Genomic DNA, 26,121 nt, shown 5'->3' with positions numbered 1-26,121 from the left:
TCGCGATTCGCGGCGGGTTCAGGCGCGCAGCGCGGCGCCACCGTCGACGTACAGGTCGTGCATCGTGATGTGCCCGGCCTCTTCGGAGGCCAGGAAGACCACCGCGTTGGCGATGTCGGCCGGGGTCGCGATCTTGCGCAGCGGGATGCCCGCCTTGTAGGTCTCCGGCGAGCCCGCGATCACCCGCGCGGCGCCGTCGTCGTCGGCCCACATGCCGCGCTGCATCTCGGTGTCGGTGGATCCGGGCGCGACGATGTTGCAGCGGATGCCGTGCTCGGCCAGCTCCAGGCCGAGGGACTTGGTGAACATGGTGGCCGCGGCCTTCGAGGCGGCGTAGGCCGACATCGAGTGCCGCGGCACGCCGGCCGCGTTGGACCCCACGGTGACGATGGCGCCGCGCCGCCGGGAGACCATGCGCCTGCTCACCTCGCGGCAGAAGTTGAACACGCCGGTGGTGTTGACCGCGAAGGTGCGCTGCCACTCGGCGTCGGTCATCTCCTGCACGGTGCCGTGCTGCAGCACGCCCGCGACGTTGGCGAGGATGTCGACCGGCCCCTGCTCGGCCTCCACCAGGGCCACCACGTCGGCAACGGCCGCCGGGTCGGCGACGTCGGCGCGGTGGGCCCGGACCCGGTGGCCCTGCTCGGTCAGCCGCGCCGCGACCGTCTCGACCTGCTCGCCGTTGCGGTCCACCGCCGCCACCTCGGCACCGAGCTCGGCCAGAGCGGCGGCCACCTCGGCCCCGATCCCCTGCCCGGCGCCGGTCACGATGGCGACCTTGCCGCTGATCCCCGTCCGGTTCATCGCGCCCTTCTACATACTCAGGCAAGCCTAACCTTTGTCAGGCAAGCCTGAGTTTAGAACACGAACCGTCCGCTTTCGCCCCGCCGGAGGGGTGGCTTTGATCACCGATCTGCGCGAGCCGGATCGCGCTCCCCCGACCGGCCCCGAGCGGCGCCTAGCGCGCGATGCCTCGCGCGAAGCCGAGCTCCACGAGGTCTTCCGGGCGGATGCGCAGGAGCCCGGCGAGCTCGGGAACCTCGGCCTCCTCGCGCTTGAGGATGGCCGCCGCCGACTCCGGCGCGATGACGGCGAAGTAGGCGTCCGAGGTGATCCAGGTGCGCTCGGGGGCGGCCAGCGCCAGCGCACCGCCCGAACCGCCCTCCCCGATGACCAGCGTCGTCACCGGAACGCGCGCCTCGGCCACCGCGGTGAACACCTCGGCGATGGCCGGCCCGACACCGCCGCGCTCGGCGGCCGCGTCGTTGGCCGCGCCGGGGGTGTCGACCAGGGTGAGCACCGGCGCGCCGAGCTGGTCGGCGAGCCGGATCAGCCGCGCCGCGGTGCGGAACCCGGCGGGGGCGTTCGCGGTGCCGCACTGGGCGGCGAAGGCGATCGTGCGGCCGTCGCGGTCGCCGAAACCGCAGATCATGCCCTCGTCCCGGCCACCGGCGCGGTCGCCGCTGATCTCGAAGCACCGCTCGAAGTAAGCCTCCAGGTACTCGCGAGCGCGCGGCCGCCCCTCCGCGCGGGCGCGCCGCAGGGACTCCAGCCCGCTGCGCGCGGGCGTGCCCGCGGTCAGCGCTGCCGGCACCGGCGCCGGTTCCGGCGGGCGCGGCAGCCGCGCCGGGTGCAGCAGCTCGACCAGCTCGGTCAGCTGCTCGGGGAGCTCGTCCTCGGGCACGATCCGGTCGAGCTGGCCGTCCTCGAACTTGCCCTCGGCGCGGAACTCCTCGCCGTCGGTTCCCCCGCGCACCCGGGCACCGCCGAAGGCCACCGCAGCCCCGGGCAGCCCGAGCACCACGTCGGCCGCGGCGGCCAGGGCCGCCCACATGCCACCGGTGGTCGGGTCGCGCAGCACGGTGATGTGCGGGATGCGCTCGCGCCTGGTCAGCAGGCAGGCGTGCGCGATGACCTGCAGCTGGCGCAGCGCGCGGATGCCCTCCTGCATCCGGCTGCCGCCGGAGGCCACCAGCGAGACCACCGGCAACCGCAGCTCGCGCGCCCGCTCGAACGCCGCGGCGATGCGCGCCCCGGCTTCCTGGCCGACCGAACCGCCCAGGAAGCCGAAGTCGAAGGCGATCAGCACCGCTTCCCGCGCGCCCAGCCACGCGCGCCCGCACACCACCGACTCGTCGCTGCCGCAGCGGTCGGCGGCGCGGGCGCGCTGCTCGGCGTAACCGGGCCAGTCCAGCGGTCCGTCCCCGGTGGTGGCCGCGGCCGGGGGTTCGAACTCGGCGAACTCCCGGCCGATCGCCTCCACCAGGGCGCGGCCACCCCCGTGCTCAGCCACGGCCGCCTTGCCCGATGAGGGCCTTCTTCTGCACCTTGCCCATCTCGTTGCGCGGCAGCGACTCGCGCAGCCGCACCTCGCGGGGGCGCTTGTGCGGGGTAAGCAACCGGGCCACGTGGTCGACGAGCTCCTGCTCGTCGACCTCACCGGCGGGCACGACCCAGGCGATGATCCGCTCGCCCAGATCCGGGTCGGCTTCACCGGTGACCGCGACCTCGGCGACCGCGGGGTGCTCCAGCAGGCAGTTCTCGATCTCGCCCGCGCCGATCTTGTAGCCGCCGCTCTTGATGATGTCGGTGGCCTTGCGGCCCACGATGCGGATGTAGCCGTCGGGCGCGCGCACCGCCATGTCACCGGTGCGGAACCAACCGTCGGCGAAGGCCGCCTCGGTGGCGTCCGGCCGGTTGAGGTACCCGCTGAACAGGTTCGAACCGCGCACCAGGATCTCGCCGACCGCCTCGTCGTCGCTGGCGGTGAGCTCGGCGCCCTGCTCGTCGACCAGCTTGAGCTCGACCCCGGCGAAGGGCTTGCCGACGTAACCGGGCCGCCGGTCGCCGTCGGCGCGCACCCCGCAGTTCATGATCGTCTCGCTCATCCCGTAGCGCTCGACCACCCGCTGACCGGTGAGCCGCTCGATGCGCTCGTGCTCCACCGCGGGCAGCGCGGCCGAGCCGGAGACCAGCAGCCGGGCCTTGCCGATGGCCCGGCCCAGCTGCGGGTCGTTCTCGGCGTCGGCGGCCAGCCGGTGGTACATCGTCGGGACGCCGAACATCATCGTCGCCGTTCCGGACAGCTCCCCCGCCACCACCGCGGTGTCGAACTTGCCGAGGTGGCGCACCGCCCCGCCCAACCGGACCGGGCCGAGCGTGCCCAGGATCAGCCCGTGCACGTGGAACAGCGGCAGCGCGTGCACCAGCACGTCCGAGGAGGTCCACTGCCAGGCCTCGGAGAGCGCGTCGAGGTTGGCCGCGATCGCGCGGCGCGGCAGCACCACGCCCTTGGGCGGCCCGGTGGTGCCCGAGGTGTAGACGATCAGCGCGGGCTCGTCCCGACCGGCGTCGTCGGGCAGCTCCCCGCCGCGCGCCTCGACGTCGACCTCGGCGATCGGGACGTCGCCTAGCCCCTCGGGCGGCTGGAAACCGGGTTCGGCGAAGATCAGCTCGGGTTCGCTGTCGCCGAGGATGTGCGCGAGCTCGCGCTCGCCCACCTTCGGGTTGATCGGCACCACGGCCGCTCCCGCGCCGAGCCCGCCGATCACCGCCACGGCGGTCTCCAGCGCGTTGGTCGCCCACACCGCCACGCGCCGCTTGCCCGCGGCCCGCGCTGCGACGGCTCCGGCCGCACCGGCCAGCTCCCGGTAGTTCAGAGCCCGATCGCCGAACCGCAGCGCCTCGGTCTCGTCGGGTTCGCGCAACTTCGGGAACAGCACCTGGTCGGCCATGACCACCTCCGCGCTCGCACTCTGGGTGATTCCACCTTTGTCACCGCGGTCGAACCCAGTCAAGGCGGCGATCACCACGTCCGCCGCCCCTCCGCGGTCACGCCGGGTGACCGGCCGCTAGGGTTCTGGGGGTTTGTCGCCGGGGTTCGGAGAATCGGTTGATCGGGTGGTTGCTGGCCACTGCGGGCACTGCCGCGCTGGGCGCGCTGTTCCCGCTGGTCAACATCGAACTCTACCTGCTCGGCGTGGTCTCCACCGTCGACGGCGTCAGCTGGTGGGGTCTGGCGCTGGCCGCGGCGATCGGCCAGGTCGCGGGCAAGACGCTGTTCTACTTCGCCGGCCGGGGCGGCTTCGCGCTCGGCGAGCGCCTGACCCGGCGGGTGCAGCGCGAGCGCAACGGCCGCTGGGCGGCGTGGCTGGACGGGTTCCACCGCCGCACCCAGGAACACCCCTGGTGGGGCATGGGCGTGCTGGCCGCGAGCGCGGTGCCCGGGCTCCCGCCCTACAGCCTGATGTGCCTGCTCTCCGGCGCGGCGGGTCTGCCGCTGCTGGGCTTCCTCGCCGCCAGCCTGCTGGGCCGCGTCGGCCACTTCCTCATCGTCGCCGGGGCTCCCGGCGTGCTGAGCTGGTTGAACCCGGCGCTGGCGGCGTGAGCGCGCCGTCCGGACGATCATCTTCTACCGTTCGGTCCCGTGAGCCTACTGCGAACGCTGCCCGTCGAGGACATCCTCGCGCGCGGTGAGCACAGCGATCTCAAGCGGCGGCTGACCGGCAAGGACCTCGTCGGCTTCGGCATCGGCGTGATCATCGGCACCGGGGTGTTCACCCTCGCCGGGGTCGAGGCCAAGCAGCACGCCGGTCCGGCGGTGGTGCTGTCGTTCCTCATCGGCGGGATCGTCGCGGCGCTGGCCGCGCTGTGCTACGCCGAGCTGGCCGCCTCGGTGCCGACCGCGGGCAGCGCCTACACCTACGCCTACGCCACCCTCGGGGAGCTGTTCGCCTGGATCATCGGATGGGACCTGGTCCTGGAGTTCTCGCTGGGCGTGGCGGTGGTGGCGCGCAGCTGGTCGGGCTACGTCGCCAACCTGCTGGGGCTGCCCGGCGAGTTCTTCGGCGAGGACGCCCCGGTCAACCTCGGCGCTGTGCTGATCATCGCGGTGCTCGCGGCGGTGGCGGTCGCCGGCATCCGCGAGTCGTCCTGGCTGACCAACGGCCTGGTGGTGATCAAGGTCTCGGTGTGCGCGCTGGTGGTCGTGGCCGGCCTGTTCTTCTTCAACGGCGCCAACCTGGACCCGTTCGTCCCGCCCGCCCAGCCGCCCGAGGCCAGCGCCAGCGCGCTGGAGCAGCCGCTGCTGCAGGCGCTGGCCGGCGTCGAGCAGTCCGTCTACGGCTTCGGCGGGGTGCTCACCGCGGCGGCGGTGGTGTTCTTCGCCTACACCGGGTTCGAGGCGCTGGCCAACCTCGGCGAGGAGACCCGCCGTCCGCAGCGCGACCTGCCGGTGGGCCTGCTGGGCAGCCTGATCTCCTGCACGCTGATCTACGTGCTGGTCGCGATCGTGCTCGCCGCGATGATCGACTACCGGCAGCTGGACGAGGGCGCTCCGCTGGCCGCGGCCTTCCAGACCGTCGGGCAGCCGTGGGTGGCCGCGCTGATCTCGCTTGGCGCCGTGACCGGGCTGACCTCGGTGATGCTGGTGAACCTGGTGACCATCGGCCGGATCGGCTTCGCGATGGGCCGCGACGGGCTGCTGCCGCAGCGCATCTCGCGGGTCCACCGCAGGTGGGGCACCCCGCACCGGGTGACCATCGGCGCCGCGGTGCTGGTGATGCTGCTGGCGGCGTTCGTGCCGATCTCGGAGCTCTCCGACATGGTCAGCATCGGCGCGCTCTCCGGCTTCCTGATCGTGTGCGTCGCGGTGCCGGTGCTCCGACGCACCCGGCCGGAGCTCGCGCGCCCGTTCCGCGTCCCCCTCTCCCCCGCGCTGCCGGTCGTCGCCGCGCTGGCCTGCCTGTACCTGATGGCCAACCTGGACATCATCACCTGGCTGCGGTTCGCCGCGTGGTTGGTGCTGGGGCTGGCGATCTACTTCCTCTACGGTCGGCGGCACGCGCGGCTGGCCACCGCGCAGGTCGATCGTTGACCGCCGGGCCGCGCACAATGTGGTGTCGCGGGCCGGGCAGCCCGCTCGTAACGTCGAGTGCGCCGCCGGAGCACCCAGGAGGTTCGATGAATCCCGAAACGCCCGATGCCGACGCCGCCGAGCAGGCGCGCCAGGCCGACGAGCTGGTCGAGGAGAACGAGACCCTCCCGCCGGACCGACCGCTGGACGCCGACCCGGCCGACCTGGTCGACCAGCACCGCGAGGTGCCGGTCGACGACGCCTACGAGCACGACTGATTGCCGGGCAGGACCGCTCCCTAACCGCCGGGCAGGACCCGGGTCGGGTTGAGGATGTCGTTCGGGTCGAGCGCCCGCTTGATGGCGTGCGAGGTCCGCAGCCCCGCCTGGTCGAGCTCGCGGCCGAGCCACTCGCGCTTGAGCTGACCGACGCCGTGCTCACCGGTGATCGTGCCGCCCAGGCTCAGGCCCAGCGCCATGATCGCGTCGAAGGCCTGGCGGGCGCGCGCGGTCTCGTCCGGATCGGACTCGTCGAAGGCCACCACCGGGTGCATGTTGCCGTCACCGGCGTGACCGGCGCACAGCACCTGCACCCGGTGCTCGGCCTCGATGCGGTTGAGCCCGGTGACCATCTCCTCCAGGTTCCTGCGCGGCACGCACACGTCGTCGATCAGCAGCGCCTTGCCGAGCTTCTCGTGCGCGTCGCCGACCAGGCGGCGGGCCTGCATCAGCAGCTCGCCCTCGGCGGCGCTGTCCGAGACCACCACCTCCGCGGCCCCGGTCGCGGAGGCGACCTCCTCGAAGGCGGCGAGCTGGGCGGGTGCTGCCTCGCCGATGTCGGACTGCACCAGCAGCATCCCGGCCATCCCCTCGGGAAAGCCCAGGTCGGCGATCTGCTGGACCGCCGCGACCGAGGAGGCGTCCATGAATTCGAGCACCGAGGGCCGGTGCCCGGCGGCGAGGAAACCGGTCACGGTGCGCGCCGCCTGGGCGACTTCGGGGAAGAAGGCCACGGCGGTCAGCGGCTGCGCGCTGGCCGGGCGCAGCGCCACGGTGACCTCGGTGACCACGCCGAGCGTGCCCTCGGCGCCGACCACCAGCCGGGTCAGGTCGTAGCCCGCGACGCCCTTGGCGGTGCGGCGGCCGGTGCGCATCACGCTGCCGTCGGCCAGCACGACCTCGAGGCCGCGGACGAAATCACCGGTCACGCCGTACTTCACGCAGCACATCCCGCCGGCGTTGGTCGAGACGTTGCCGCCGATGGTGGAGATGCCGCGCGAGCCCGGGTCCGGCGGGTAGAACAGCCCCTTCTCCGCCACCGCCGCCGCGAGGTCGCCGTTGATCACGCCGGGCTGCACCACCGCGACCTGCTCGTCGGGGTCGATCTCGACGATCGCGTCCATCTTCTCCAGCGACAGCAGCACGCTGCCGTCGAGCGCGTTGGCCGCACCGGACAGCCCGGACCGCGCGCCCTGCGGCACGACCGGAACCCGGTTGTCGTTGGCCCAGCGCAGCACGGCGGACACGTCCTCGGTGCTGCGGGCGCGCACCAGCGCCGCCGGGGTGCCCGAGGGGCAGAAGGTCGCCCGGTCCCTGCTGTGCGCCGCCAGCACGTCCGGGTCGTCGAAGACCCGGCCCTCCGGCAGCAGTTCCCGCAGCGCCGCGACATCGGTGGTGGTCATGCTTCTCCCGCCAATTGGTCCTACCACCGGAGAACCTAGACCGCCGAACGATCGCGCGACAGCCCCGCGCTCAGAAGCCGGGCGCGATCATGGTCACCCACACGATCACGGGTGCGCTGACCACCATCGACCCGCCGTAGAGGGCCAGGCGCTTGAAGACCACGTCCCGGTCCTGCTCGCGGGAGTTGGCCAGGCAGATCGCCCCGCTGGTGGAGAACGGGCTGATGTCCACCACGGTGGAGGCCACGCCCAGCCCGGCGACCATGCCGGCCACGCCGACGTGCCCGGAGGCCATCAGCGGAACCGCCAGCGGGATCAGCGCACCGAGCAGCCCGGTCGAGGAGGCGAACGCCGAGACCACGGCACCGATGACGCACAGCAGGAAGGCCGACAGCAGCGGCACGCCGATGCCGTTGACCGCGTTGCTGACGTAGTCGATCGTGCCCATCTCCTGGAGCACGCCGACGTAGGTGAGCACACCGCAGATCAGCAGCACGGTCGGCCAGGTGACGTTCTTGACCGCGTCCTGGTGCGCCGCGGGCATGACCAGACCCAGCACCACGGAGATCGTGATGGCCACCAGCCCGATGTCGAGCTGCAGGAACAGCGTCAGCACGACCATGGTCAGGATGCCCAGCAGGGTCAGCGCCTTGTCCCGGCTCATCTCGACCCGCTGGAGGGCCGAGACGTCGCGCGCCGCACCGGGTCCCTCGGCGGGCGCCGGCCGGGCACCGCGTCGGCCGAACAGCAGGAACGCCACCGAGGCGAGCACCAGGTTGACCGCGGCGCTGGCGAGGAACAGGAACAGCGGGCTGCCGTCGAGCCCGCTGCGATCCACCACGCCGTTGACGATCACGCCGAACACCGAGATCGGCGAGTAGCCGCCGACCATCGTGCCGTGCACCACCATCACCGCCATCAGCAGCGGGTTGATGCCGTGCTTGGCGGCCAGGCCCATCGCGATCGGGGCGATGATGGCCACCGCGGCGGGCGGCACCGCACCGATGGCGGTCAGCAGCGCCGAGACCGCGAGCATCACCCACGGCACCAGCGCGATGCGCCCGCCGACGAGCTGAACGGCCTGGTAGACCAGCCAGTCGATCGTGCCGTTGGCGCGCGCGATGGCGAACAGGTAGGTCACGCCGACCAGCACCATGAAGATGTCACCGGGGAATCCGGCGAGCACGTCGTCCGAGCTCATCCCGGCGGCCAGGGTGCCGACCAGGAACGCCGCGGCGAACGAGAGCGCGCCCATGTTCACCGAGAACGCGCTGGCGATCACGAACACCGCCACCAGCGCGAGGATCGAGATCAGCTCAGGGGACATCGGCGCCTCCGGTCAGCTCGGCGATCGCGGCGGTGACCCCGCCGGGCCGGTGCGGCACCCCGGCCAGCCCCAGCCCGGCCTCGATCGCGCCCAGCGCGCCGAGCAGGCTCGCGTCGTTGAACGCGCCCAGGTGACCGATGCGGAAGACCTTCTTGGCCACTTTGGACAGACCCGCCCCCAGCGAGGTGTCGAAGCGCTCGAGGATCACCTCGCGCAGCCGGTCGGCGTCGTGCCCCGGCGGCAGCAGCACCGCGGTGAGCGCCCCGCTGTGTTCGGTCCCCGGCGCGGTCGCCGGGTCGGCGCACAGCACTTCCAGCCCCCAGGCCCGCACCGCCGCGCGGGTGGCCGCGCCGTGCCTGCGGTGCCGGGCGAAGACCTCGTCGAGCCCCTCCTCCAGCATGATCGCCAGCGATTCGCGGAGCCCGAAGAGCAGGTTGGTCGGCGGGGTGTAGCGGAAGTAGCCCTTCCGGCCCGCCTCCAGCAGCGGTCGCCAGTCCCAGTAGGACCTGCGCGATCCCGCGGACTCGGCGGCCCGCAGCGCCCTGGTGCCGATCACGTTCAGCCCGATGCCGGGCGGCAGCATCAGGCCCTTCTGCGAGCAGCTGATGGTGACGTCGATGCCCCACTCGTCGTGCCGCAGGTCGATCGAGCCCAGCGAGGAGATCGCGTCCACCATGAGCAGCGCCGGGTGGTCGACCTCGTCGATCGCGGCGCGGACGGCGGGGATGTCGCTGACCACGCCGGTGGAGGTCTCGTTGTGCACGACGGCGACGGCCTTGATCCGGTGCTCGGCGTCGGCGCGCAGCCGCCGGGCGATCGCGGCCGGATCGGCGCCGGTGCGCCAGTCACCCGGCAGGATCTCGGGGCGCAGGCCGAGCTCGACGGCCAGGTCGAACCACAGCTGTGCGAAGTGCCCCGTTTCGTACATCAGCACGCCGTCGCCCGGCGAGAGCGTGTTGACCAGCGCGGCTTCCCACGCGCCGGTGCCCGAGGAGGGGTAGAGCACCACTTCGCCGGAAGTGCGGGTCACCGCGCGGAGCCCGTCGAAGATCTCCAGGGCCAGCTCTGCGAAGTCCGGGCCGCGGTGGTCGATGGTCTGGTTGGCGATCGCGTGCAGCACCCGGTCGGGAACGTTGGTGGGGCCGGGGATCTGCAGGAAATGTCGACTGCTGGCAACGGACATCGGGCCCTCCACGGTGAGGACGATCTTCCGGCAAGCGAAACTCGATTCTCGGCAGCTTGAATTCTGTAGACAAACTGCGGATCATGTCAAGCGGCCCACCGCTCGCTCGACAGCACATCCTCCCCGCAATTCGTCCCTGCCCGGCAACGGTTTTCGCCGAGCAGAACACCGGAAGGATCCGCACGTGCGCCAGGTCGACACGGCCCTCGCCGAGGAACTCCGCCGCCATCTGGACGGGAACGTCCGGTTCGACGACTACACCCGCCACCTCTACGCGACCGACGCGAGCATGTACCAGGTCCGCCCGGTGGGCGTGGTCTTCCCGCGGCACGCCGGCGACGTCGAGACCACCGCTCGCCTGTGCCGGGAAGCCGGAGCCGCGTTGCTGCCGCGCGGTGCCGGGACCAGCCACTGCGGGCAGGCGGTCGGCGAAGCCGTCGTGCTGGACTTCTCGAAGCACATGAACCGCCTGCTGGAGCTCGATCCGGACCGGATGCTCGCGCGGGTGCAGCCCGGGCTGGTCCAGGACGAGCTCAACCTCGCCGCGGGAGAGCACGGGTTGTTCTTCGCCCCCGACACCTCCACCAGCAACCGGGCCACGCTCGGCGGGATGATCGGCAACAACTCCTGCGGGTCCCGCTCGGCGCGCTACGGCATGACCATCGACCACGTCGAGGAGCTGGAGGTCGTGCTCTCCGACGGCTCTCGGGCGCGCCTGCGCGAGCTCTCCCCCGCCGAGCTCGCCGAGAAGGCCGCCGGCAGCGGCCTCGAAGGCGAGATCTGCCGCGAGCTGCCGAGAATCGTCGACTCGGCGCGGCCCGGTCTGGCGCAGCAGTCCCAGCAGTTCTGGCGCCGGGCCGGCGGCTACCGCCTCGACCGGCTCGCCGAGGGACCGTTCGACCTGGCGAAGTTCCTGGTCGGCTCCGAGGGGACGCTGGCCACCGTCACCGAAGCGCTGGTCCGGCTCACCCCCAGGCCGAAGGCCACCGCGATGGTCGTCGGCCACTTCGACTCCACCGCGGCCTGCATCGCCGCCACCGACACCGCGATGCGCACCGGCGCGGCAGGCATCGAGATGGTCGACGACTTCATCCTCGGCCTGGCCCGCAGCTCACCGCAGCACGGCCACCTCTTCGGCGCGCTGCACGGCGACCCGAAGGCCCTGATGTTCGCCGAGTTCTACGGCGAGACCGCCGAGGAGGCCCGCGCGGGCGCGCAGGCCCTGGCCGCCGCCTGGCGCGCCGAGGGCCACGGCTACGCCAGCGCGCTCGCCGCCACCGAGGCCGAGCTCGCCCCGCTGCGCGCGCTGCGCAAGTCCGGCCTGGGACTGCTGATGGCCGCCGGCCGACCCGCCGAGCGCTCCATCGCCTTCGTCGAGGACACCGCGGTGCCCCCGGAGCACCTGGCCGAGTACACCGCCCGGTTCGCCGAGATCCTCGACTCGCACGGCCTGCGCGCCGGTTTCTACGGGCACGCCTCGGCCGGCTGCCTGCACGTCCGGCCGTTCCTCGACCTCACCCGGCCGGATCAGGTGAGCACCATGCGCCGGGTCGCCGAGGAGGTCTGCGAGCTCGCGCTGTCCTACGGCGGGGTGAACTCCAGCGAGCACGGCGACGGCTACGCGCGCAGCGAGTTCAACCGGCGGATCTTCGGCGACACCGTCTACGAAGCGATGCGCGAGGTCAAGGCGCTGTTCGACCCGGAGCGCCGGATGAACCCCGGCAAGGTCGTCGACGCGCCGCCGATGACCGACAACCTCCGCGAGCCCACCCTGCCGGTGCCGACGCCGATCGACACCCACTTCGACTTCGGCCGCCACGGCGGGATGCGCGGCGAGGCCGAGCGCTGCCAGCGCATCGGCGCCTGCCGCAAGCCGCCGACCTCGGGCGCCGCGATGTGCCCGTCGTTCATGGCCACCCGCGACGAGGAGCACTCCACGCGCGGCCGGGCGAACGCGCTCGTGCTGGCGCTCTCCCAGCCCGACCCGGCCGCCGCGCTCGGGGGCGACCGGCTCAACGAGGTGCTGGACCTGTGCCTGGAGTGCAAGGCGTGCGCGCACGAGTGCCCGATGTCGGTGGACATGGCCACGCTCAAGAGCGAGGCCCTCGCCCACCACCACGAGCGGCACGGGGTCGACCTGCGCTCCCGGCTCTTCGGCGCCACCCGGCGGCTCTACCGGCTCGGCGCGCTGGCCGCCCCGCTGACCAACCGGCTGGCCGCCCCGCGCCCGCTGCGCGCGCTGCTGCAGCGGATCACCGGCATCGACCGCCGCCGACCGCTGCCGACCTTCCGCCGCGACCACCTCCTGCGCTGGAACAGCACCAGGCCGGCCACCCCGGTGGCCCCGGGCGTGGAACCGGGCGAGCGCGGCGAGGTGGTGTTCCTGGCCGACTCGTTCACCAGCCACACCGAACCCGAGATCGGCAGGGCGGCGATCCGCCTGCTCGAACACGCCGGCTGGAGGGTGCGCGTGGAATCGGAGGTGTGCTGCGCGCGCCCGCAGATCTCCAAGGGCCTGCTGCCCGAGGCCGAGCGCACCGCGAGCGCCCTGGTCCGGCGGCTCGCCCCGGAGGCCGAGCGCGGCGCGCGCATCGCCGGGTGCGAACCGTCCTGCGTGTCCGCGCTGCGCGACGAGCACCCCCGGCTGCTGGGCGACGGGCGCACCGAGGCGATCGCCGACCGCGCGGCGCTGGTCGACGAGCTGCTGCTGGAAGCGCTGGAGGACGGGACGCTGACCCCGGCCAGCGGACCCGCGCGGATCGCCTTCCACGGGCACTGCCACCAGAAGGCCGTCCTGGGCACCGGCTCCTCGGCCGGATTGCTGCGCCACCTCGCCGAGGTCGACGAGCTCGACGCCGGGTGCTGCGGCATGGCCGGATCGTTCGGGTTCGAAGCCGAGCACTACGAGCTGTCCATGCGCATCGGTGCGCAGCGGCTGTTCCCGGCGATCGAGTCCGCTCCGGACTCGACCGTCGCCGCCACCGGCGTGTCCTGCAGGCAGCAGGTCGCCCACGGCACCGGTCGTCGAGCCCACCACCCCGTCGAGCTCCTCCACGACGCGGTGTTCGGCGCTCGATCCGATCCGACCCTGCGGCGCGGCGCCTTCCGGTGAGGGAGGCGCCGGCGATCACCCCGGCCAGAGGCCGAACAGGCTGGCGAAGCCCTCCCGCCAGCTCGGCCAGGTGGGCCGCCAGCCCAACGTCTCCCGGATGCGGAAGTTCGTCGCTCCCCGCTGCTCGGTGAGCTGGTGCACGGTCAACCAGTCCAGCTGCGCCTTCGCCTGGTCCAGCGTGAGCGACACCGGCGCGGGGCCACCGGCCATCCGGGCGTAGGCGGGGAGCCACTCCGAGCACTCGGCGGGCTCGTTGTCCACCACGTTGTACGCCCCGGGGTCGCCGCCCTCGAGGAATTCCAGGATCACCCCGGCGGCGTCGTCGACGTGGGTGAACGAGGTCAGCCCCATGCCCTCCTCGACCAGCGGGAGCTCGCTGCCGCACACCCGCGCGTGCAGCTCGCCGCCGGGGGCGTAGGCGGTGTCCGGCCCGTACAACGAGCCGTAGCGCAGCACGAACCCCTCGATGCCCGCGCGGGTGAGCAGCTCCTCCTCCATCGAGGCGATCGAGCGCACCACCTCGCCCCAGCCGTCCGGGGCCTCGGTCCACAGTGGGGAGTCCTCGTCCAGCACGTCGTGACCGTGCGGTTGGTAGGCGGCGGTCATGCTCTGCGCGATGAACCTGCGCGCACCCGCCTGCGCCGCCGCGTCCAGCAGGTTCTTCGATCCCCGCGCGCGCAGCTCGGCGGTGCGCCGGAGGCCCTCGTCGCGGTCGGCCGCGCTGAAGCCCGACGTCAGGTCGACGACCACGTCCGGCTCGGCCGCGCGCACGCGCTCGGCGAGCCCGTCGGGGTCCAGCACGTCGGCGACGGCGACCTCATCGGCGGGCACGCCTTCCAGCCTCTCCGGCTTGCGGACCAGGGCGGTGACGTGGTGCTCGCGCTCGCCGAGCCGCGGGAGCAACGTACGACCCACAACGCCGGTGGCCCCGGCAACAACCACACGCAGCGGCACTAGCGACCCCTCGTACCTGCATCAACTACACCTCGCAGGCCGAGGCTACATTCCGCGCGGACCCCGTATCGGGTGAAAAATGCTCGTGTTCCTCGGGAACCTCCGGGGCGGCAGGCCGGGCCGCGGGCGGCCGGGACCTGCCGCCGCCGGAAGATCCGGTCTCGTCAGATGGTGCGGATACCCGCAGCCTGCGGGCCCTTCGGCCCCTGGGCGATGTCGAACTCCACGCGCTGGTTCTCCTCCAGCGTGCGGAAACCGGTGGCGTCGATGGCGGAGTAGTGGGCGAAGACGTCAGAGCCGCCGCCGTCCGGGGTGATGAACCCGTAGCCCTTCTCCGCGTTGAACCACTTGACCGTACCGGTAGCCATTCCTTGTTTCTCCTGTTTCTACTGGCCAGGGTCAACACTGCGCAGACCCCCGGTCGCCGAGCTGATCACCGCTCGCGGGCACGAGCATCACGGCACAAAAAAAGCGCCTGCGTTCTGGCAGGCACTTCGCAGTAACGCTGGGACCAAAACCGCAACCACCGGCAACGCTAGCACTCCGGTAGCAGGTTGTCACACGTCGAACGCACGCTGTCAGGGGACCCGCGAACGGCGGACCCCGACCGGTCCGGTCCGGTCCGATACCCGCTGGCATCACCCGGGTTTCGCGCGCCGCGCGCTTCGGGTCCGCGCCGCGCGGCGCGGACCCGAAGCGGACGATCAGGGGATGCTCAGCAGCGCCCTGCCCTGCTCCTCGGCGGCCCGGTTCTCCTCGGTGCGCTGCTCGGCCATCATCAGCGCGGCCTCCCGAGGCGTGCAGCCCTCGGCGTCCCAGGAGGCCAGCAGCGGTGGGATCTTGGCCAGCATCTCCTCCCGCAGCACCTGGAACGACAGCACCGGATCGGCGTCGACCCGGCCCATCAGCAGCCACCACGCCCAGGCCGCGGCGCCCGCGTTGGCCACGAAGTCCGGGATCACCGGGACCCCGCGGGTGGCGAGCAGCTCCTCCGCCTCCGGGGTGACCGGGTTGTTGGCCGCCTCGACGACGACCCGCGCGGCCACCGCGGGCACCTGCGGGACGTCGATCGCGAACGAGACCGCGGCCGGGATGAGCACGTCGACCTCGATCGACAGCACCGCCTCGCGGGGAAGCCGGGCGACGTCCTCGGGGACCTGCTGGCGGTCGATCTCGCCGTAGCGGTCCCTGGCCTCCAGCAGGGCGGGCACGTCCAGGCCGTCCGGGTGGTAGAGCGTGCCCGAGGCATCGGCCATGGCCACCACCTTGAGCCCCGCCTCGTGCAGGTAGTAGGCCGCGCCCCCGCCCATGGTGCCCACGCCCTGCACGGCCACGGTGGTCTCCGGGGCCGTCCAGTCGCGGGCGTGCAGCACGCCCAGGCAGCACTGCGCCACGCCGTAACCGCCGACGACGTCGCCGAGCAGCAGACCGCCCGGAACCGGGGCGTTGAGCCCGGCGCGCACCCGGCGCAGGGTCCGCTCGGCGTCCGGGGCGCGGGTGATCGCCGCGTGGTAGCTCTGGTGCATGCCCAGCTCGGCGAAGACCTCGTCGATCAGGTGCTGCGGCACGCCCAGGTCCTCCGCGGTCACCCAGTGCGCGTCCAACCAGGGGCGCATCGCCTGCAGGAAGCGGCGCAGCACTCCCTTGGCCTCGGGATCCTTCGGGTCGCAGTCGATCCCGCCCTTGGCGCCGCCCACCGGCAGGTCGAACACCGCGGTCTTGCGGGCCATGCCGCGCGCCAGGTGCTCGACCTCCTCCATCGTGCAGCCGGCCCGCATCCGGGTCCCACCGGTGGCGAGACCGGAGACGAGGCTGTGCACGACGAGGTAGCCGTTGCGGCCTGTCACCGAATCCGTCCAGGTCACCTTCATGAGCGGTTCGCCGCCGACGAGTCCCATGGGCCGAACCTCCTTTCAGAGCGCATAACGAGTGCGGGCGCAGTTCGCGCCCGATGTGACCGGATCCCGATCAGGAGTGCGTTAAGGCGAGACGCCGAAAGCCGAGAAGGGGGAGAGCAGAACGGGCAGGACGCGGAAGAAGGTTCAAGTCGGTTCGCACGAAGCCCACCTCCCACGTCAACCCCGGATATGGCTCGAAGTTAAGGTCCCGCGAGCCGGATTGTCAACAATCATCATCCCGGACAACGGCCGCGTGCCCGGTACGGGTCCTCGCACCCCTGTTCATCGCCGAAACGGCCTGCTGCGTAACGAGATCAACTCGACCGGCCCACCAGCGCGAGCCGTGGCCCTAAGCTGCCGTTCGCAACCTGTTCGATAGCGCTCTCCCGGCCGCGTCGGAACTCGGGGGATCCGGACGCGGGCGCGTTGCCCTTTTGGAAGGATGAGCAGCATGAGTCAACCGGGACCAGGTGTCCAGCCGGGAGCGCTGGACGAAGCCGCGCAGCAGCAGTTGATCCAGGAGATCGGCCGGGTCATCGTGCGCGCGTTGCCGCCTGGCTGGCACGAGGCCACCGTCGAGTACCGGGCGGTGGGCGCGCACCGGGAAACCGTCGGCCAGCTGATCGCCCCCAACGGCACGGCCATCCCGCTGGCACCGCCGGCCGAGACCGATCAGCTCTTCGCCCGCCTGCGCGAGGGCATGCACAAGCCCGACCGGGGCACCTGGGTCAGCGCGCTCTACCGGCTGCAGCGGCCCGGCAGCTACACCGTGGACTTCAACGGCGACTACCGGCCGAACTGGCGCACCCCTCCCCCACCGGAGGCCTGCGCGGAGGAGCTGCGCCGCTTCCCGCGCCCGGACTCGCTGGTCCCCGACTGGTTCCGCGCCTCGCCGGCGCCCGCGGCCAACGGCGGCCTGCGCACCGCGGAGGTCTTCGACGACGACGGGCGGCCGATCACCGAGCGCCCGGAGCTCGCCGCCGACGAGCGCGACCGGGTGATCGACTACCTGGAGCGGGCGCCGATCGTGCTCGCCGCGCGCAGCTACGACACCGACCGGCTGGACCCCCGCGGTGCCTCCTCGGTGCCGATGACCTTCCACACCGACGGCACCTGGGTGTGGCCCGGGGCGGTCGGCTACTACCTGCGCGCGCACGGGGTGGCGCCGGAGACCGAGCTGGTCGAGCACATCCGCGGCCTGGGCTTCCAGCTGCCGGAGGTCGGCGAGCCGCAGAAGGAGCTGGCCGTGTCGCTGATCACCGGCGAGCAGCGGAACTAGGTCCGCCATGACCGAGGTGGCCTTCGTCGACGGCCCGGTGGCCACCATGGACGCCGCCCGCTCGGTCACCGACGCGGTGCTGGTGCGCGACGGGCGGATCGCCGCGCTCGGCGAGCAGGCGGTGCGGGACGCCCGCGGTCCGCGCACCGAGGTCATCTCCCTGCGCGGCGGGCTGCTGCTGCCCGGCTTCCACGACGCGCACGCGCACCCGGTCTTCGGCGGGCTGCAGCTGCTGCGGTGCGACCTCTCCGAGGCCGCCGACGCGACCGACTGCCTTCGCCGGATCGCCGAGCACCTGCGCGCGCGCCCCGAGCAGGACTGGCTGCTGGGCAGCGGCTGGGACGCGGGCCACTTCGCGGAGGGCTGGCCGACCCGCCGGGCCCTGGACTCGGTCACCGGGGACCGCCCGGCCTTCCTGGTCAACCGCGACCAGCACGGGGCGTGGGTCAACTCCGCCGCGCTGCGCCTGGCCGGCGTCGACCGGCGCACCCCGGACCCGCCCGACGGCCGCATCGAGCGCGACCCGGCGGGACGGCCCGACGGCACCCTGCACGAGGGCGCCGTCCGGCTGGTCGCGAGCGCGCTGCCCGCAGCGGATCCCGCGGAGTACCTGGACGGGCTGCTGGCCGGCCAGCGGCACCTGCACGAGCGGGGCGTGACCTCCTGGCACGACGCGATCATCGGGCCCTACCTGGGCTACGCCGACCTGCTCGAGACCTATCTGACCGCCGACCGGCGCGGTCTGCTCACCGGCAAGGCGCGCGGGTCGCTGTGGTGGGACCGCGAGCGCGGGCTCGCGCAGCTGCCCGAGCTCACCGAGCGGCGCGACCGAGCGCGCGGTGCGCGGTTCCGGGCCGAGTCGGTCAAGATCATGCTCGACGGGGTGTGCGAGAACGCCACCGCCGCGATGCGGCTGCCCTACGTCGGCCAGCGCGGCAGCGGGATGTCCTTCGTCCCGCCCGAGCAGCTGGCCGAGGCGGTGCCCGCGCTGACCGAGCGCGGGTTCGGCCTGCACTTCCACGCCGTCGGCGATCGCGCGGTGCGCGACGCGCTGGACGCGCTGGCATCGGCGCACCCGGCGGGCGGGCGCCACCAGATCGCGCACGCGCAGGTGGTGCACCCGAGCGACCTCGGCCGGCTCCGGGAGCTCGGGGTGGCCGCCACCGTGCAGCTGCGCTGGGCGGTCAACGACCCGGCGATGACCGAGCTGACCGTGCCCAAGCTCGGGCACACCCGGGCGGGCTGGCAGTACCCGTTCCGCTCGCTGCGCGCCTCGGGCGCGGTGCTCGCCGCCGGCAGCGACTGGCCGGTGTCGGAGGCCGACCCGCTGCTCGGGGTGCACGTGGCGGTCAACCGGGCCGACCCCGGCGACGCCGACCCGTTCGCGCCCGCCGAGGCGCTGGAGCTCGTCGACGCGCTGGCGGCCTGCACCGCCGGCAGCGCGTGGGTGAACCACGCCGAGCGCGAGACCGGCAGCATCGAGCTCGGCAAGGCCGCCGACCTGGTGCTGCTCGACGCCGACCCGTTCGGCTTGCCGCCGGACGAAATCGGGCGTTGCGGGGTGGTTCTGACCATGGTCGACGGGGAGTTCGTGCACCGGCGGTGATCACCGCGACGGGCCTCGCTGGGCTGAGCGGGGGACCCATTTTCCCGATCGTGTGCAACGACGGGCGCGGCATCGACCGCGGCTGGCGGGGGCTGGTTTGGTCGCTCTCGCGACGGGACACCACGCGAGGAGGCCACGCCGACATGCCGTCCTTTCGACTTCCGGACTTCTACCTCTCCTACCCCGCCCGGTTGAACCCGAACCTGCAGCGCGCCCGCGAGCACACCAAGCGGTGGGCGCGCCGGATGGAGATGATCGACGTCCCGCAGCGGGGCAAGGAGATCTGGACCGAGGGAGATCTGGACAAGCACGACTACGCGCTGCTGTGCGCCTACACGCATCCGGACTGCGACGGCGACGAGCTCGACCTGATCACCGACTGGTACGTGTGGGTGTTCTACTTCGACGACCACTTCGTCGAGCTGTACAAGCGCTCCCCCGACCTGGTCTCGGCGCGCGAGCACCTGGACCGGCTGCGCGCGTTCATGCCGGTCGAGGGGCCGATCACCGAGGAGCCGACGAACCCGGTGGAGGCGGGGCTGGCGGACCTGTGGCAGCGCACGGTCCCGGCGATGAGCGTCGACTGGCGGCGGCGTTTCGCCGACAACACCAAGCACCTGCTCGACGAATCGCTGTGGGAGCTGGCCAACATCACCGAGAACCGGCTGTCCAACCCGATCGAGTACATCGAGATGCGCCGCAAGGTCGGGGGCGCGCCGTGGTCGGCGAACCTGGTCGAGCACGCCGCGGGCGCCGAGGTGCCCGCCGAGATCGCCGAGACCCGCCCGCTGCAGGTGCTCCGGGACACCTTCTCCGACGCGGTGCACCTGCGCAACGACCTGTTCTCCTACGACCGCGAGGTGCTCGACGAGGGCGAGCTGAGCAACGGCGTGCTGGTGTTCGAGGAGTTCCTCGAGTGCAGCACCCAGGAGGCCGCCGACGCGGTCAACGACCTGCTCACCTCGCGGCTGCACCAGTTCGAGCACACCGCGGTCACCGAGGTGCCGCGCCTGCTCGACGAGCACGGCATCGACCCGGCGGGGCGGATGGCGGTGCTCGGCTACGCCAAGGGGCTGCAGGACTGGCAGTCCGGCGGCCACGAGTGGCACATGCAGTCCGGCCGCTACCCAGACGGCGGCGGCTCCACCGCGCTGCTGGGCGGCCCGACCGGGCTGGGCACCGCCGGGGCCTACATCGGCAAGTCGCTGCTGACCACCGCGCCGCAGCGCGCGCGGTCCTTCGGCCACGTGCCGTTCCAGCGGGTCGGTCCGGTGCGGCTGCGCGAGATCGAGCTGCCCTACCAGCTGCAGCTCAGCTCCCACCTGGACGCGGTGCGCGAGGACGTCGTGCACTGGTCGCGGCGGATGGGCATGTTCGACGACGTGCCGCAGATCTGGGACGAGGACGCGCTGCGGATGAACGACCTCCCGCTGTGCGCCGCGGGCCTGGACCCGGACGCGACCCGCGAGGAGCTGGAGCTGGCCTCCGAGTGGCTGGTGTGGGGCACCTACGGCGACGACCTCTACCCGCAGCTCTACGGGCACACCCGCGACCTGCCGGGGGCCAAGGCGCAGAACGCGCGGCTCGAGGAGCTGATGCCGCTGCGGGACGAGACCCCCTCGGTGCTGCCGGTGAACATGCTGGAGCGCTCGCTGCTGGACCTGTGGCGGCGCACCAGCGCCCCGATGACCGACGCGCAGCGGGGGTCCTTCCGCGACGCGATCTGCACCATGATCGACAGCTGGACCTGGGAGCTGGACAACCAGCACCAGAACCGGGTGCCCGACCCGGTGGACTACTTCAACATGCGGCCGCGCACGTTCGGTTCGGACCTCACCATGAGCCTGTCCCGCTTCTCGCACGGCAACGCTGTTCCCGCGGAGGTCTACGGCAACCGCACGATCCGCAACATGGAGAGCTCGGCCAGCGACGTGGCCACGATGATCAACGACCTGTTCTCCTTCCGCAAGGAGATCGAGTTCGAGGGCGAGGTGCACAACGCGGTCCTGGTGGTGCAGAACTTCCTCGACTGCGACCTGGAGCGGGCCTTCGACATCAGCTACCGGCTGCTCGACGCCCGGCTGGAGCAGTTCCAGCACACCGTGGAGGTGGGCCTGCCCAACCTCTTCGAGGAGTTCGACCTGGACTCCGAGGCGCGCCGGGTGCTGCAGCAGTACGCCGCGGAGCTGCAGGACTGGCTGGCCGGGATCCTCAACTGGCACCAGCAGTGCCGCCGCTACTTCGACGAGGCGCTGCGGTACAACACCCCGCTGAGCCCCGGCACCCCCGGCCTGCCGGGGCCGCCCACGGTGGAGTCGTTCTACCGCTCGTCGCTGCCGTGGAACCCGGTCGTGGGCTGACTCAGCCGGTCAGCGCCCGCCAGGCGGCGAGCCCGATCGCCGAGCTCGCCGCCGCGCCGGGCCCGCCCCGGTAGCCCTTGGTCGAGATCGGGTCGGTGAGCTGGTCGACGAGCACGGCCAGCACGACCTCGGGGCGCGCGCGGCCGATAAGCGCCACGTCGTGCCGCAGCCCCTTGATCTCACCGGTCTTGTTCCAGAACCGGGCCTCCTCGGGCAGCAGGGCCGGCAGCCGGTCGATCACCTGCTGCCGGGCGAGCACGTCGAGCGCGTGCGCGGTGAGCTCGGCGGGCAGCGCCGCGCCGTCGGCCAGCGCGGCCATCACCCGCGCCTGGTCGAGCGCGGTGGTCCGCAGCGCGCCGGGCGCGTCGACGTCGGCGATGTGCCGCTCGATCCGGGTGGCCGCGCAGCCCAGGTCGGTCGCGCAGCCGGCGATGGCGTCGAAGCCGACCTGGTCGATCACGGCGTTGGTGGCCGCGTTGTCGCTGACCACGATCATCAGGTTCACCAGGTCCCGCAGCGACATCCGCGAAACGCTGGGCATCTCCACCAGCACCCCGGTCCCGGGGGCCCGCCGCAGCGGGAGGTCCACCATCCCGTCCAGGTCGAGCCGCCCGTCGCGCACCGCGCGCAGCGCCGCGATCATCACGATCACCTTGATCGTGCTGGCCGAGTGCACCTGCTGCTCTGCCCCGCGCAGCACCGGTTCCCGCTCGCCGAGGTGCCAGGTCGCGATGCCCACCCGGCCCGGCAACGGGATGCCGTCCAGCTCCTGCTCGAAGCGTGCTGCGTAACCCACTGAGTCAGTCCCCTTCCACCGCGGCGCGCACGAACCGTAGCCCGGACTCGCCGATCATCGTTCGCAAGACTCCTGCACCTCACCGCGCCGCCCGACGGATCGCTCGAACTGCGCTCGCCCGCAGGCGATTTCGGCGAGAACTTCGGGCGGACCTCGCCACCCGCGGCACGCTGCGCACCGACCACGTCCTCCGCCTGCGATCGGCTCCGGTGGTGCGACTGCACCGCGAGCTCTTCGAGACCCGCGAGCCCTCAGAGCCTGCCGAGCACGGCGAGGGCCGCGGCGGCGTCCTGGACGCCGATGCCGACGGAGTTGTAGAAGACCAGGTCACCGCTCCCCCGCCGGCCCTCGGATTCGCCCACCAGCACCGAGCCGAGGTCGGCCAGGTCGGCTCGCCGCACCGAACCCTCCGCGAGGGCCGTCATGATCGGTCCGGCGTGCTCGGCGGCCGTGCCGACGTCGTCGACGACGACGGAGTCCGCGCGCCGCAGCAGCTCGGCGTCCACCTCGCACCGTTGCGGTTCGAAGCTGCCGACGCTGAGCACGGTCGCGCCTGCGGCGAGGTCCGCGGTGGGCACCACCGGGGACTCGCTGAGCGTGCAGGCCGCGACGAGCGGGACGTCCCGCACCGCCTCCCGCGCGCTCGCCGCGGGCCGCACGTCCAGCCCGAGCTCCTCGGCCAGCTCCGCGGCCGCGCGCTCGCGCCTGCCCGCGTCGCGGCTGTGCAGGCGCACCGAGCGCAACCCGCGCACCCGGGCGATCGCCCGCACGTGCGCCCGCGCCTGCACTCCCGAGCCCAGCACCGCCAGCGCGTCGACCGAGGTCGGCGCCAGCGCGTCGACGGCCACCGCGCTGGCCGCGGCGGTGCGCAGCTCGGTCAGCGCCGTGGCCGCCATCGTGGCCACCGGGAGCCCGGTTCCGGCATCCAGCGCGAGCACCGTCGCGGAGATCGCGGGGAGTCCGCGACCGGTGTTGCCGGGGTGCACCGACACCAGCTTGCTCACCGCGCCGTGCCGCGGCGACAAGCGCGAGAGGTAGGAGAGCACCGTGTTGTCCCCGGTCCGGACGGCGGTCTTGGCCGCCTGCTGCGCCTCGCCACGCCCCAGCGATTCGAAGGCCAGGCGCTGCGAGGCGATGGCCGCGTCGAGGTCCAGCGCCGAGCGCACGTCGGCGTCGCTGTAGGAGTCCATGCGCCCGCAGCCTACGCCGCGAGATCAACCGCTAGGAGAAGCGAAGCTGGTGCTCAGCACGACGAGAAATCACTCTTCTGATCCTCGGCGTGGCGCACGTCTCCGTTCTACGGTGATTCCCAGCGTGGTCCTTCGAGCAGGAAGAGGTGCATGTCGGTGCAGTTGAGCTCCGTGATCGGACCGGACTCCCCGCCGCTGACCGGCGGAGGGGGCGAGTACCTCTCGAAGAACCCGGCGAACCTCGACGACGTGGTCGCCGAGGTCTCGCTGGGCACTCCCGGAACGCTGACCGCCGCGGCCGAGCAGGCGCGACGCGCGCAGCGCGAGTGGGCCCAGATCCCCGCTCCGGTGCGCGGGCGGGTGATCACCGGGTTCGGCAGGTTGGTGGAGGCCAACAAGGAGTCCCTGGCCCGGCTGGTCACCCGCGAGATCGGCAAGCCCTACACCGAGGCCCTCGGCGAGGTCCAGGAGATCGTCGACACCTGCGACTTCTTCCTCGGCGAGGGCCGCAGGCTCTACGGGCAGACGGTGCCCTCGGAGATGCCGGACAAGCAGCTGTTCACCTTCCGGGTGCCGGTGGGCGTGGCCGCGATCATCACCGCGGGCAACTTCCCGGTCGCCGTGCCCTCCTGGTACCTCGTCCCCGCGCTGCTGTGCGGCAACGCGGTGGTGTGGAAGCCGGCCGAGTACGCCGCCGGCGCGGCCTACGCCGTCGCGGAGATGGCCTGGCGGGCAGGCGTGCCCAAGGGCGTGCTCAACCTCGTCTACGCCGACGGCGAGTCGACCTTCGAGGGGCTGGAGCAGGCCCTCGAAGCGGGCACGATCGACAAGGTCGGGTTCACCGGCTCCAGCGCGGTGGGCCGCCGCGTCGGCGAGCTCTGCGGGCGCCACCTGCAGAACCCGTGCCTGGAGCTCGGCGGGAAGAACCCGATGGTCGTGGCGCCCGACGCCGATCTGGACCTGGCCGTGGAGGGCGCGCTGTTCTCCGGCTGGGGCACCGCCGGGCAGCGGTGCACCTCGCTGGGCAACCTGATCGTGCACCGCGACGTCCACCGGGAGTTCGTGCGCAGGCTCGACGAGGCGCTGCGCGCGGCGACCGTCGGCGATCCCGGCGGGGACGTGCTCTACGGCCCGATGCTCTCGGAGAAGTTCGCGGAGAACTTCGAGTCCGTCCTGGACACCCTGCAGCCGCACCACACCGCGCTGGGCTCCGACGCGGTCGGCCGGATCACCGAATCCGCGCCGCGCAAGGGGTTCCAGGGCGACGCGGCCGCCGGGCTGTACTACCACCCGGTGCTGGTCGACGGGATGCGCACCGACGATCACATCTTCGGCAACGAGACCTTCGGCCCGATCGTCGGCCTGACCACCTACGGCGACCTCGACGAGGCGATCGAGCTGGGCAACGCACCCGGCTACGGGCTGTCCGCGGCCGTCTACACCACCGACCCCGCCACGGCGTTCCGGTTCCGGCAGGGCATCGGCGCGGGCATGGTCAGCGTGAACAACTCGACCTCGGGCGCGGAGGCGCACCTCCCGTTCGGCGGCAACGGCAAGTCCGGCAACGGCGGCAGGCTCTCCGGCATGTGGGTGCTCGACCAGTTCACCCGCTGGCAGTCGTTGAACTGGGACTTCTCCGGCAAGCTGCAGAAGGCCCAGATGGACGTCGACACCGTCGAGCCCGAGCTCGACTACCGGCTGCCCCCGGAACTCGGCGGGCGCTGATGCTGCCGCCCGCTGCCGACGTGGTGATCATCGGAGGTGGGGCGGTGGGCACCAGCTGCGCCTTCCACCTCGCCGAGGCCGACGTGCGGGTGCTGCTGCTGGAGCGCGACGAACTCGGCTCCGGCAGCAGCAGCAAGGCCGCCGGCGGGGTCCGGGCGACGTTCTCGGACCCGGTCAACATCGAGCTCGGGCGTCGCGGTCTGACCGCCTTCGAGCGGTTCGCCGACCGCCCGGGCGGCGAGATCGACCTCAAGCAGCACGGCTACCTGTACCTGCTCTCCGACGAGGCCGACGTCGCGGCGTTCGAGTCCGGCGTGGCGCTGCAGAACTCGATGGGCGTGCCCAGCAGGATGCTCACCCCGGCCGAGGCCTGCGAGCTGTCCCCGCTGGCGGTGCCGGACGGGCTGCTGGCCGCCGCCTACTCCCCCACCGACGGTCACTGCACCCCGGAAGCCGTGGTGCAGGGCTACGCCCGCGCCGCCCGCGAGCGCGGGGCGGTGCTGCGCCGCGGCTGCCCGGTCACCGGCATCGAGCGCAGCGGGCGGCAGATCACCGCGGTGCGGACCGCGGAAGGCGCGGTGCGGACCGGCGCGGTGATCTGCGCGGCGGGTGCCTGGTCGGCCGCCGTCGGCGAGCTCGTCGGGGTGGAGCTCCCGGTGCGCCCGCTGCGCAGGCAGATCCTGGTCTCCGAGCCGTTCCCGGACCGGCCGCCGCGGTTGCCGTTCACCATCGACTTCGCCACCAGCTTCTACTTCCACGAGGAAGGACCGGGCCTGCTGATCGGCATGTCCGACCCCGACGAGGAGTTCGGGTTCAACCTCGGCACCGACGACCGCTGGCTGGAGCGGCTCGCCGCGGCCGTGGAGCGGCGCGCACCGCGGATCTCCGAGGTGGGCATCGCGCACGGCTGGGCCGGGCTCTACGAGATCACCCCGGACCACAACGCGCTGGTCGGCGAGTCCGAGGAGGTGAGCCGGTTCCTCTACGCCACCGGGTTCTCCGGGCACGGGTTCCTGCAGAGCCCGGCCGTCGGCGAGGTGATGCGCGACCTGGTGCTGGAGCGCGAGCCGGTCGTGGACGTCTCCGGCCTGCGCGCGGACCGCTTCGCCGGTGCCGAGATCCGCCCCGAGCACAACTGCGTTTGAAGGGAACATCC

At 72.6% G+C, this 26,121-nt stretch carries 20 protein-coding genes; 9 read left to right on the top strand and 11 right to left on the bottom strand.

Annotated features, from left to right (window positions below):
• Positions 1-18: 18 nt before the first annotated feature.
• The 3 genes from ACFQRI_RS01700 to ACFQRI_RS01690 form a co-directional block, all read right to left on the bottom strand.
• Complete coding sequence (locus ACFQRI_RS01700) at positions 19-804, bottom strand: 2,3-dihydro-2,3-dihydroxybenzoate dehydrogenase (protein WP_380663433.1); 786 nt, start codon at positions 802-804, stop codon at positions 19-21.
• Between the two features lie 154 nt (positions 805-958).
• The gene (locus ACFQRI_RS01695; protein ID WP_380663431.1) at positions 959-2,293 is read right to left on the bottom strand and encodes a carboxyl transferase domain-containing protein; all 1,335 of its coding nucleotides are present in this window, start codon (positions 2,291-2,293) and stop codon (positions 959-961) included.
• Positions 2,286-3,734, bottom strand: coding sequence for an acyl-CoA synthetase (locus ACFQRI_RS01690; RefSeq protein WP_380663427.1), 1,449 nt, complete (start codon positions 3,732-3,734; stop codon positions 2,286-2,288). Before ACFQRI_RS01690 ends, ACFQRI_RS01695 begins: the two co-directional genes overlap by 8 nt.
• A 158-nt stretch (positions 3,735-3,892) precedes the next feature.
• Between ACFQRI_RS01690 and ACFQRI_RS01685 the strand changes: the two genes are divergently transcribed.
• The 3 genes from ACFQRI_RS01685 (at position 3,893) to ACFQRI_RS01675 (ending at position 6,132) form a co-directional block, all read left to right on the top strand.
• Entirely contained in the window at positions 3,893-4,387 is a 495-nt protein-coding gene (locus tag ACFQRI_RS01685; RefSeq protein ID WP_380663424.1) for a VTT domain-containing protein, read from the top strand.
• 39 nt (positions 4,388-4,426) lie between these two features.
• Positions 4,427-5,875, top strand: a complete 1,449-nt coding sequence (locus ACFQRI_RS01680) for an amino acid permease (protein WP_380663421.1) — start codon at positions 4,427-4,429, stop codon at positions 5,873-5,875.
• 86 nt (positions 5,876-5,961) lie between these two features.
• A complete protein-coding gene (locus ACFQRI_RS01675) occupies positions 5,962-6,132 on the top strand; it encodes a hypothetical protein (RefSeq protein ID WP_380663418.1) in 171 nt (56 codons plus the stop codon).
• A gap of 20 nt (positions 6,133-6,152) precedes the next feature.
• On the opposite strand, the gene ACFQRI_RS01670 is transcribed toward ACFQRI_RS01675, so the two are convergent.
• The 3 genes from ACFQRI_RS01670 to ACFQRI_RS01660 all read right to left on the bottom strand — a co-directional run bounded on the left by ACFQRI_RS01670 (position 6,153) and on the right by ACFQRI_RS01660 (position 10,045).
• Positions 6,153-7,535, bottom strand: a complete 1,383-nt coding sequence (locus ACFQRI_RS01670) for an FAD-binding oxidoreductase (RefSeq protein WP_380663415.1) — start codon at positions 7,533-7,535, stop codon at positions 6,153-6,155.
• A gap of 70 nt (positions 7,536-7,605) precedes the next feature.
• A complete protein-coding gene (locus ACFQRI_RS01665) occupies positions 7,606-8,862 on the bottom strand; it encodes an SLC13 family permease (RefSeq protein ID WP_380663412.1) in 1,257 nt (418 codons plus the stop codon).
• Entirely contained in the window at positions 8,852-10,045 is a 1,194-nt protein-coding gene (locus ACFQRI_RS01660; RefSeq protein ID WP_380663409.1) for a pyridoxal-phosphate-dependent aminotransferase family protein, read from the bottom strand. The genes ACFQRI_RS01665 and ACFQRI_RS01660 overlap by 11 nt, the downstream gene beginning before the upstream one ends.
• 184 nt (positions 10,046-10,229) lie before the next feature.
• Between ACFQRI_RS01660 and ACFQRI_RS01655 the strand changes: the two genes are divergently transcribed.
• Positions 10,230-13,157, top strand: coding sequence for an FAD-binding and (Fe-S)-binding domain-containing protein (locus ACFQRI_RS01655; RefSeq protein WP_380663406.1), 2,928 nt, complete (start codon positions 10,230-10,232; stop codon positions 13,155-13,157).
• 15 nt (positions 13,158-13,172) lie between these two features.
• Here ACFQRI_RS01655 and ACFQRI_RS01650 read toward each other — a convergent pair whose 3' ends face one another.
• The 3 genes from ACFQRI_RS01650 to ACFQRI_RS01640 all read right to left on the bottom strand — a co-directional run bounded on the left by ACFQRI_RS01650 (position 13,173) and on the right by ACFQRI_RS01640 (position 16,009).
• Positions 13,173-14,111 carry an NAD-dependent epimerase/dehydratase family protein gene (locus ACFQRI_RS01650; protein ID WP_380663402.1) on the bottom strand — a complete coding sequence of 313 codons (939 nt, stop codon included), beginning with the start codon at positions 14,109-14,111 and terminating at the stop codon, positions 13,173-13,175.
• Between the two features lie 164 nt (positions 14,112-14,275).
• Positions 14,276-14,479 (bottom strand): cold-shock protein, encoded by a 204-nt coding sequence (locus ACFQRI_RS01645; RefSeq protein WP_380663399.1) that lies wholly within the window; start codon positions 14,477-14,479, stop codon positions 14,276-14,278.
• 336 nt (positions 14,480-14,815) lie between these two features.
• Complete coding sequence (locus ACFQRI_RS01640; protein WP_380663396.1) at positions 14,816-16,009, bottom strand: Glu/Leu/Phe/Val dehydrogenase dimerization domain-containing protein; 1,194 nt, start codon at positions 16,007-16,009, stop codon at positions 14,816-14,818.
• 451 nt (positions 16,010-16,460) lie between these two features.
• Here ACFQRI_RS01640 and ACFQRI_RS01635 point away from each other — a divergent pair, with 451 nt between their 5' ends.
• The 3 genes from ACFQRI_RS01635 to ACFQRI_RS01625 all read left to right on the top strand — a co-directional run bounded on the left by ACFQRI_RS01635 (position 16,461) and on the right by ACFQRI_RS01625 (position 21,254).
• Entirely contained in the window at positions 16,461-17,288 is an 828-nt protein-coding gene (locus ACFQRI_RS01635; protein ID WP_380663393.1) for a hypothetical protein, read from the top strand.
• Positions 17,289-17,295: 7 nt separating this feature from the next.
• Complete coding sequence (locus ACFQRI_RS01630; RefSeq protein ID WP_380663390.1) at positions 17,296-18,894, top strand: amidohydrolase; 1,599 nt, start codon at positions 17,296-17,298, stop codon at positions 18,892-18,894.
• A 143-nt stretch (positions 18,895-19,037) separates the two neighbouring features.
• Entirely contained in the window at positions 19,038-21,254 is a 2,217-nt protein-coding gene (locus ACFQRI_RS01625) for a terpene synthase family protein (RefSeq protein ID WP_380663387.1), read from the top strand.
• A gap of 1 nt (position 21,255) precedes the next feature.
• Here ACFQRI_RS01625 and ACFQRI_RS01620 read toward each other — a convergent pair whose 3' ends face one another.
• Together ACFQRI_RS01620 and ACFQRI_RS01615 are read right to left on the bottom strand one after the other, a co-directional pair.
• A complete protein-coding gene (locus ACFQRI_RS01620; RefSeq protein WP_380663383.1) occupies positions 21,256-22,050 on the bottom strand; it encodes a serine hydrolase in 795 nt (264 codons plus the stop codon).
• Positions 22,051-22,301: 251 nt separating this feature from the next.
• A complete protein-coding gene (locus ACFQRI_RS01615; RefSeq protein ID WP_380663380.1) occupies positions 22,302-23,240 on the bottom strand; it encodes an ornithine cyclodeaminase family protein in 939 nt (312 codons plus the stop codon).
• A gap of 150 nt (positions 23,241-23,390) precedes the next feature.
• Between ACFQRI_RS01615 and ACFQRI_RS01610 the strand changes: the two genes are divergently transcribed.
• Together ACFQRI_RS01610 and ACFQRI_RS01605 are read left to right on the top strand one after the other, a co-directional pair.
• Complete coding sequence (locus ACFQRI_RS01610; protein ID WP_380663377.1) at positions 23,391-24,965, top strand: aldehyde dehydrogenase family protein; 1,575 nt, start codon at positions 23,391-23,393, stop codon at positions 24,963-24,965.
• The gene (locus tag ACFQRI_RS01605; RefSeq protein ID WP_380663375.1) at positions 24,965-26,110 is read left to right on the top strand and encodes an NAD(P)/FAD-dependent oxidoreductase; all 1,146 of its coding nucleotides are present in this window, start codon (positions 24,965-24,967) and stop codon (positions 26,108-26,110) included. The genes ACFQRI_RS01610 and ACFQRI_RS01605 overlap by 1 nt, the downstream gene beginning before the upstream one ends.
• The last annotated feature ends 11 nt before the right edge of the window (positions 26,111-26,121 follow it).

Origin of the sequence: Saccharopolyspora griseoalba (assembly GCF_042665275.1) — a bacterium.
GTDB classification, from domain to species: domain Bacteria; phylum Actinomycetota; class Actinomycetes; order Mycobacteriales; family Pseudonocardiaceae; genus Saccharopolyspora; species Saccharopolyspora griseoalba.
Note: the sequence above shows the minus strand (reverse complement) of the source record. Positions and strands in the feature narration are given on the sequence as shown.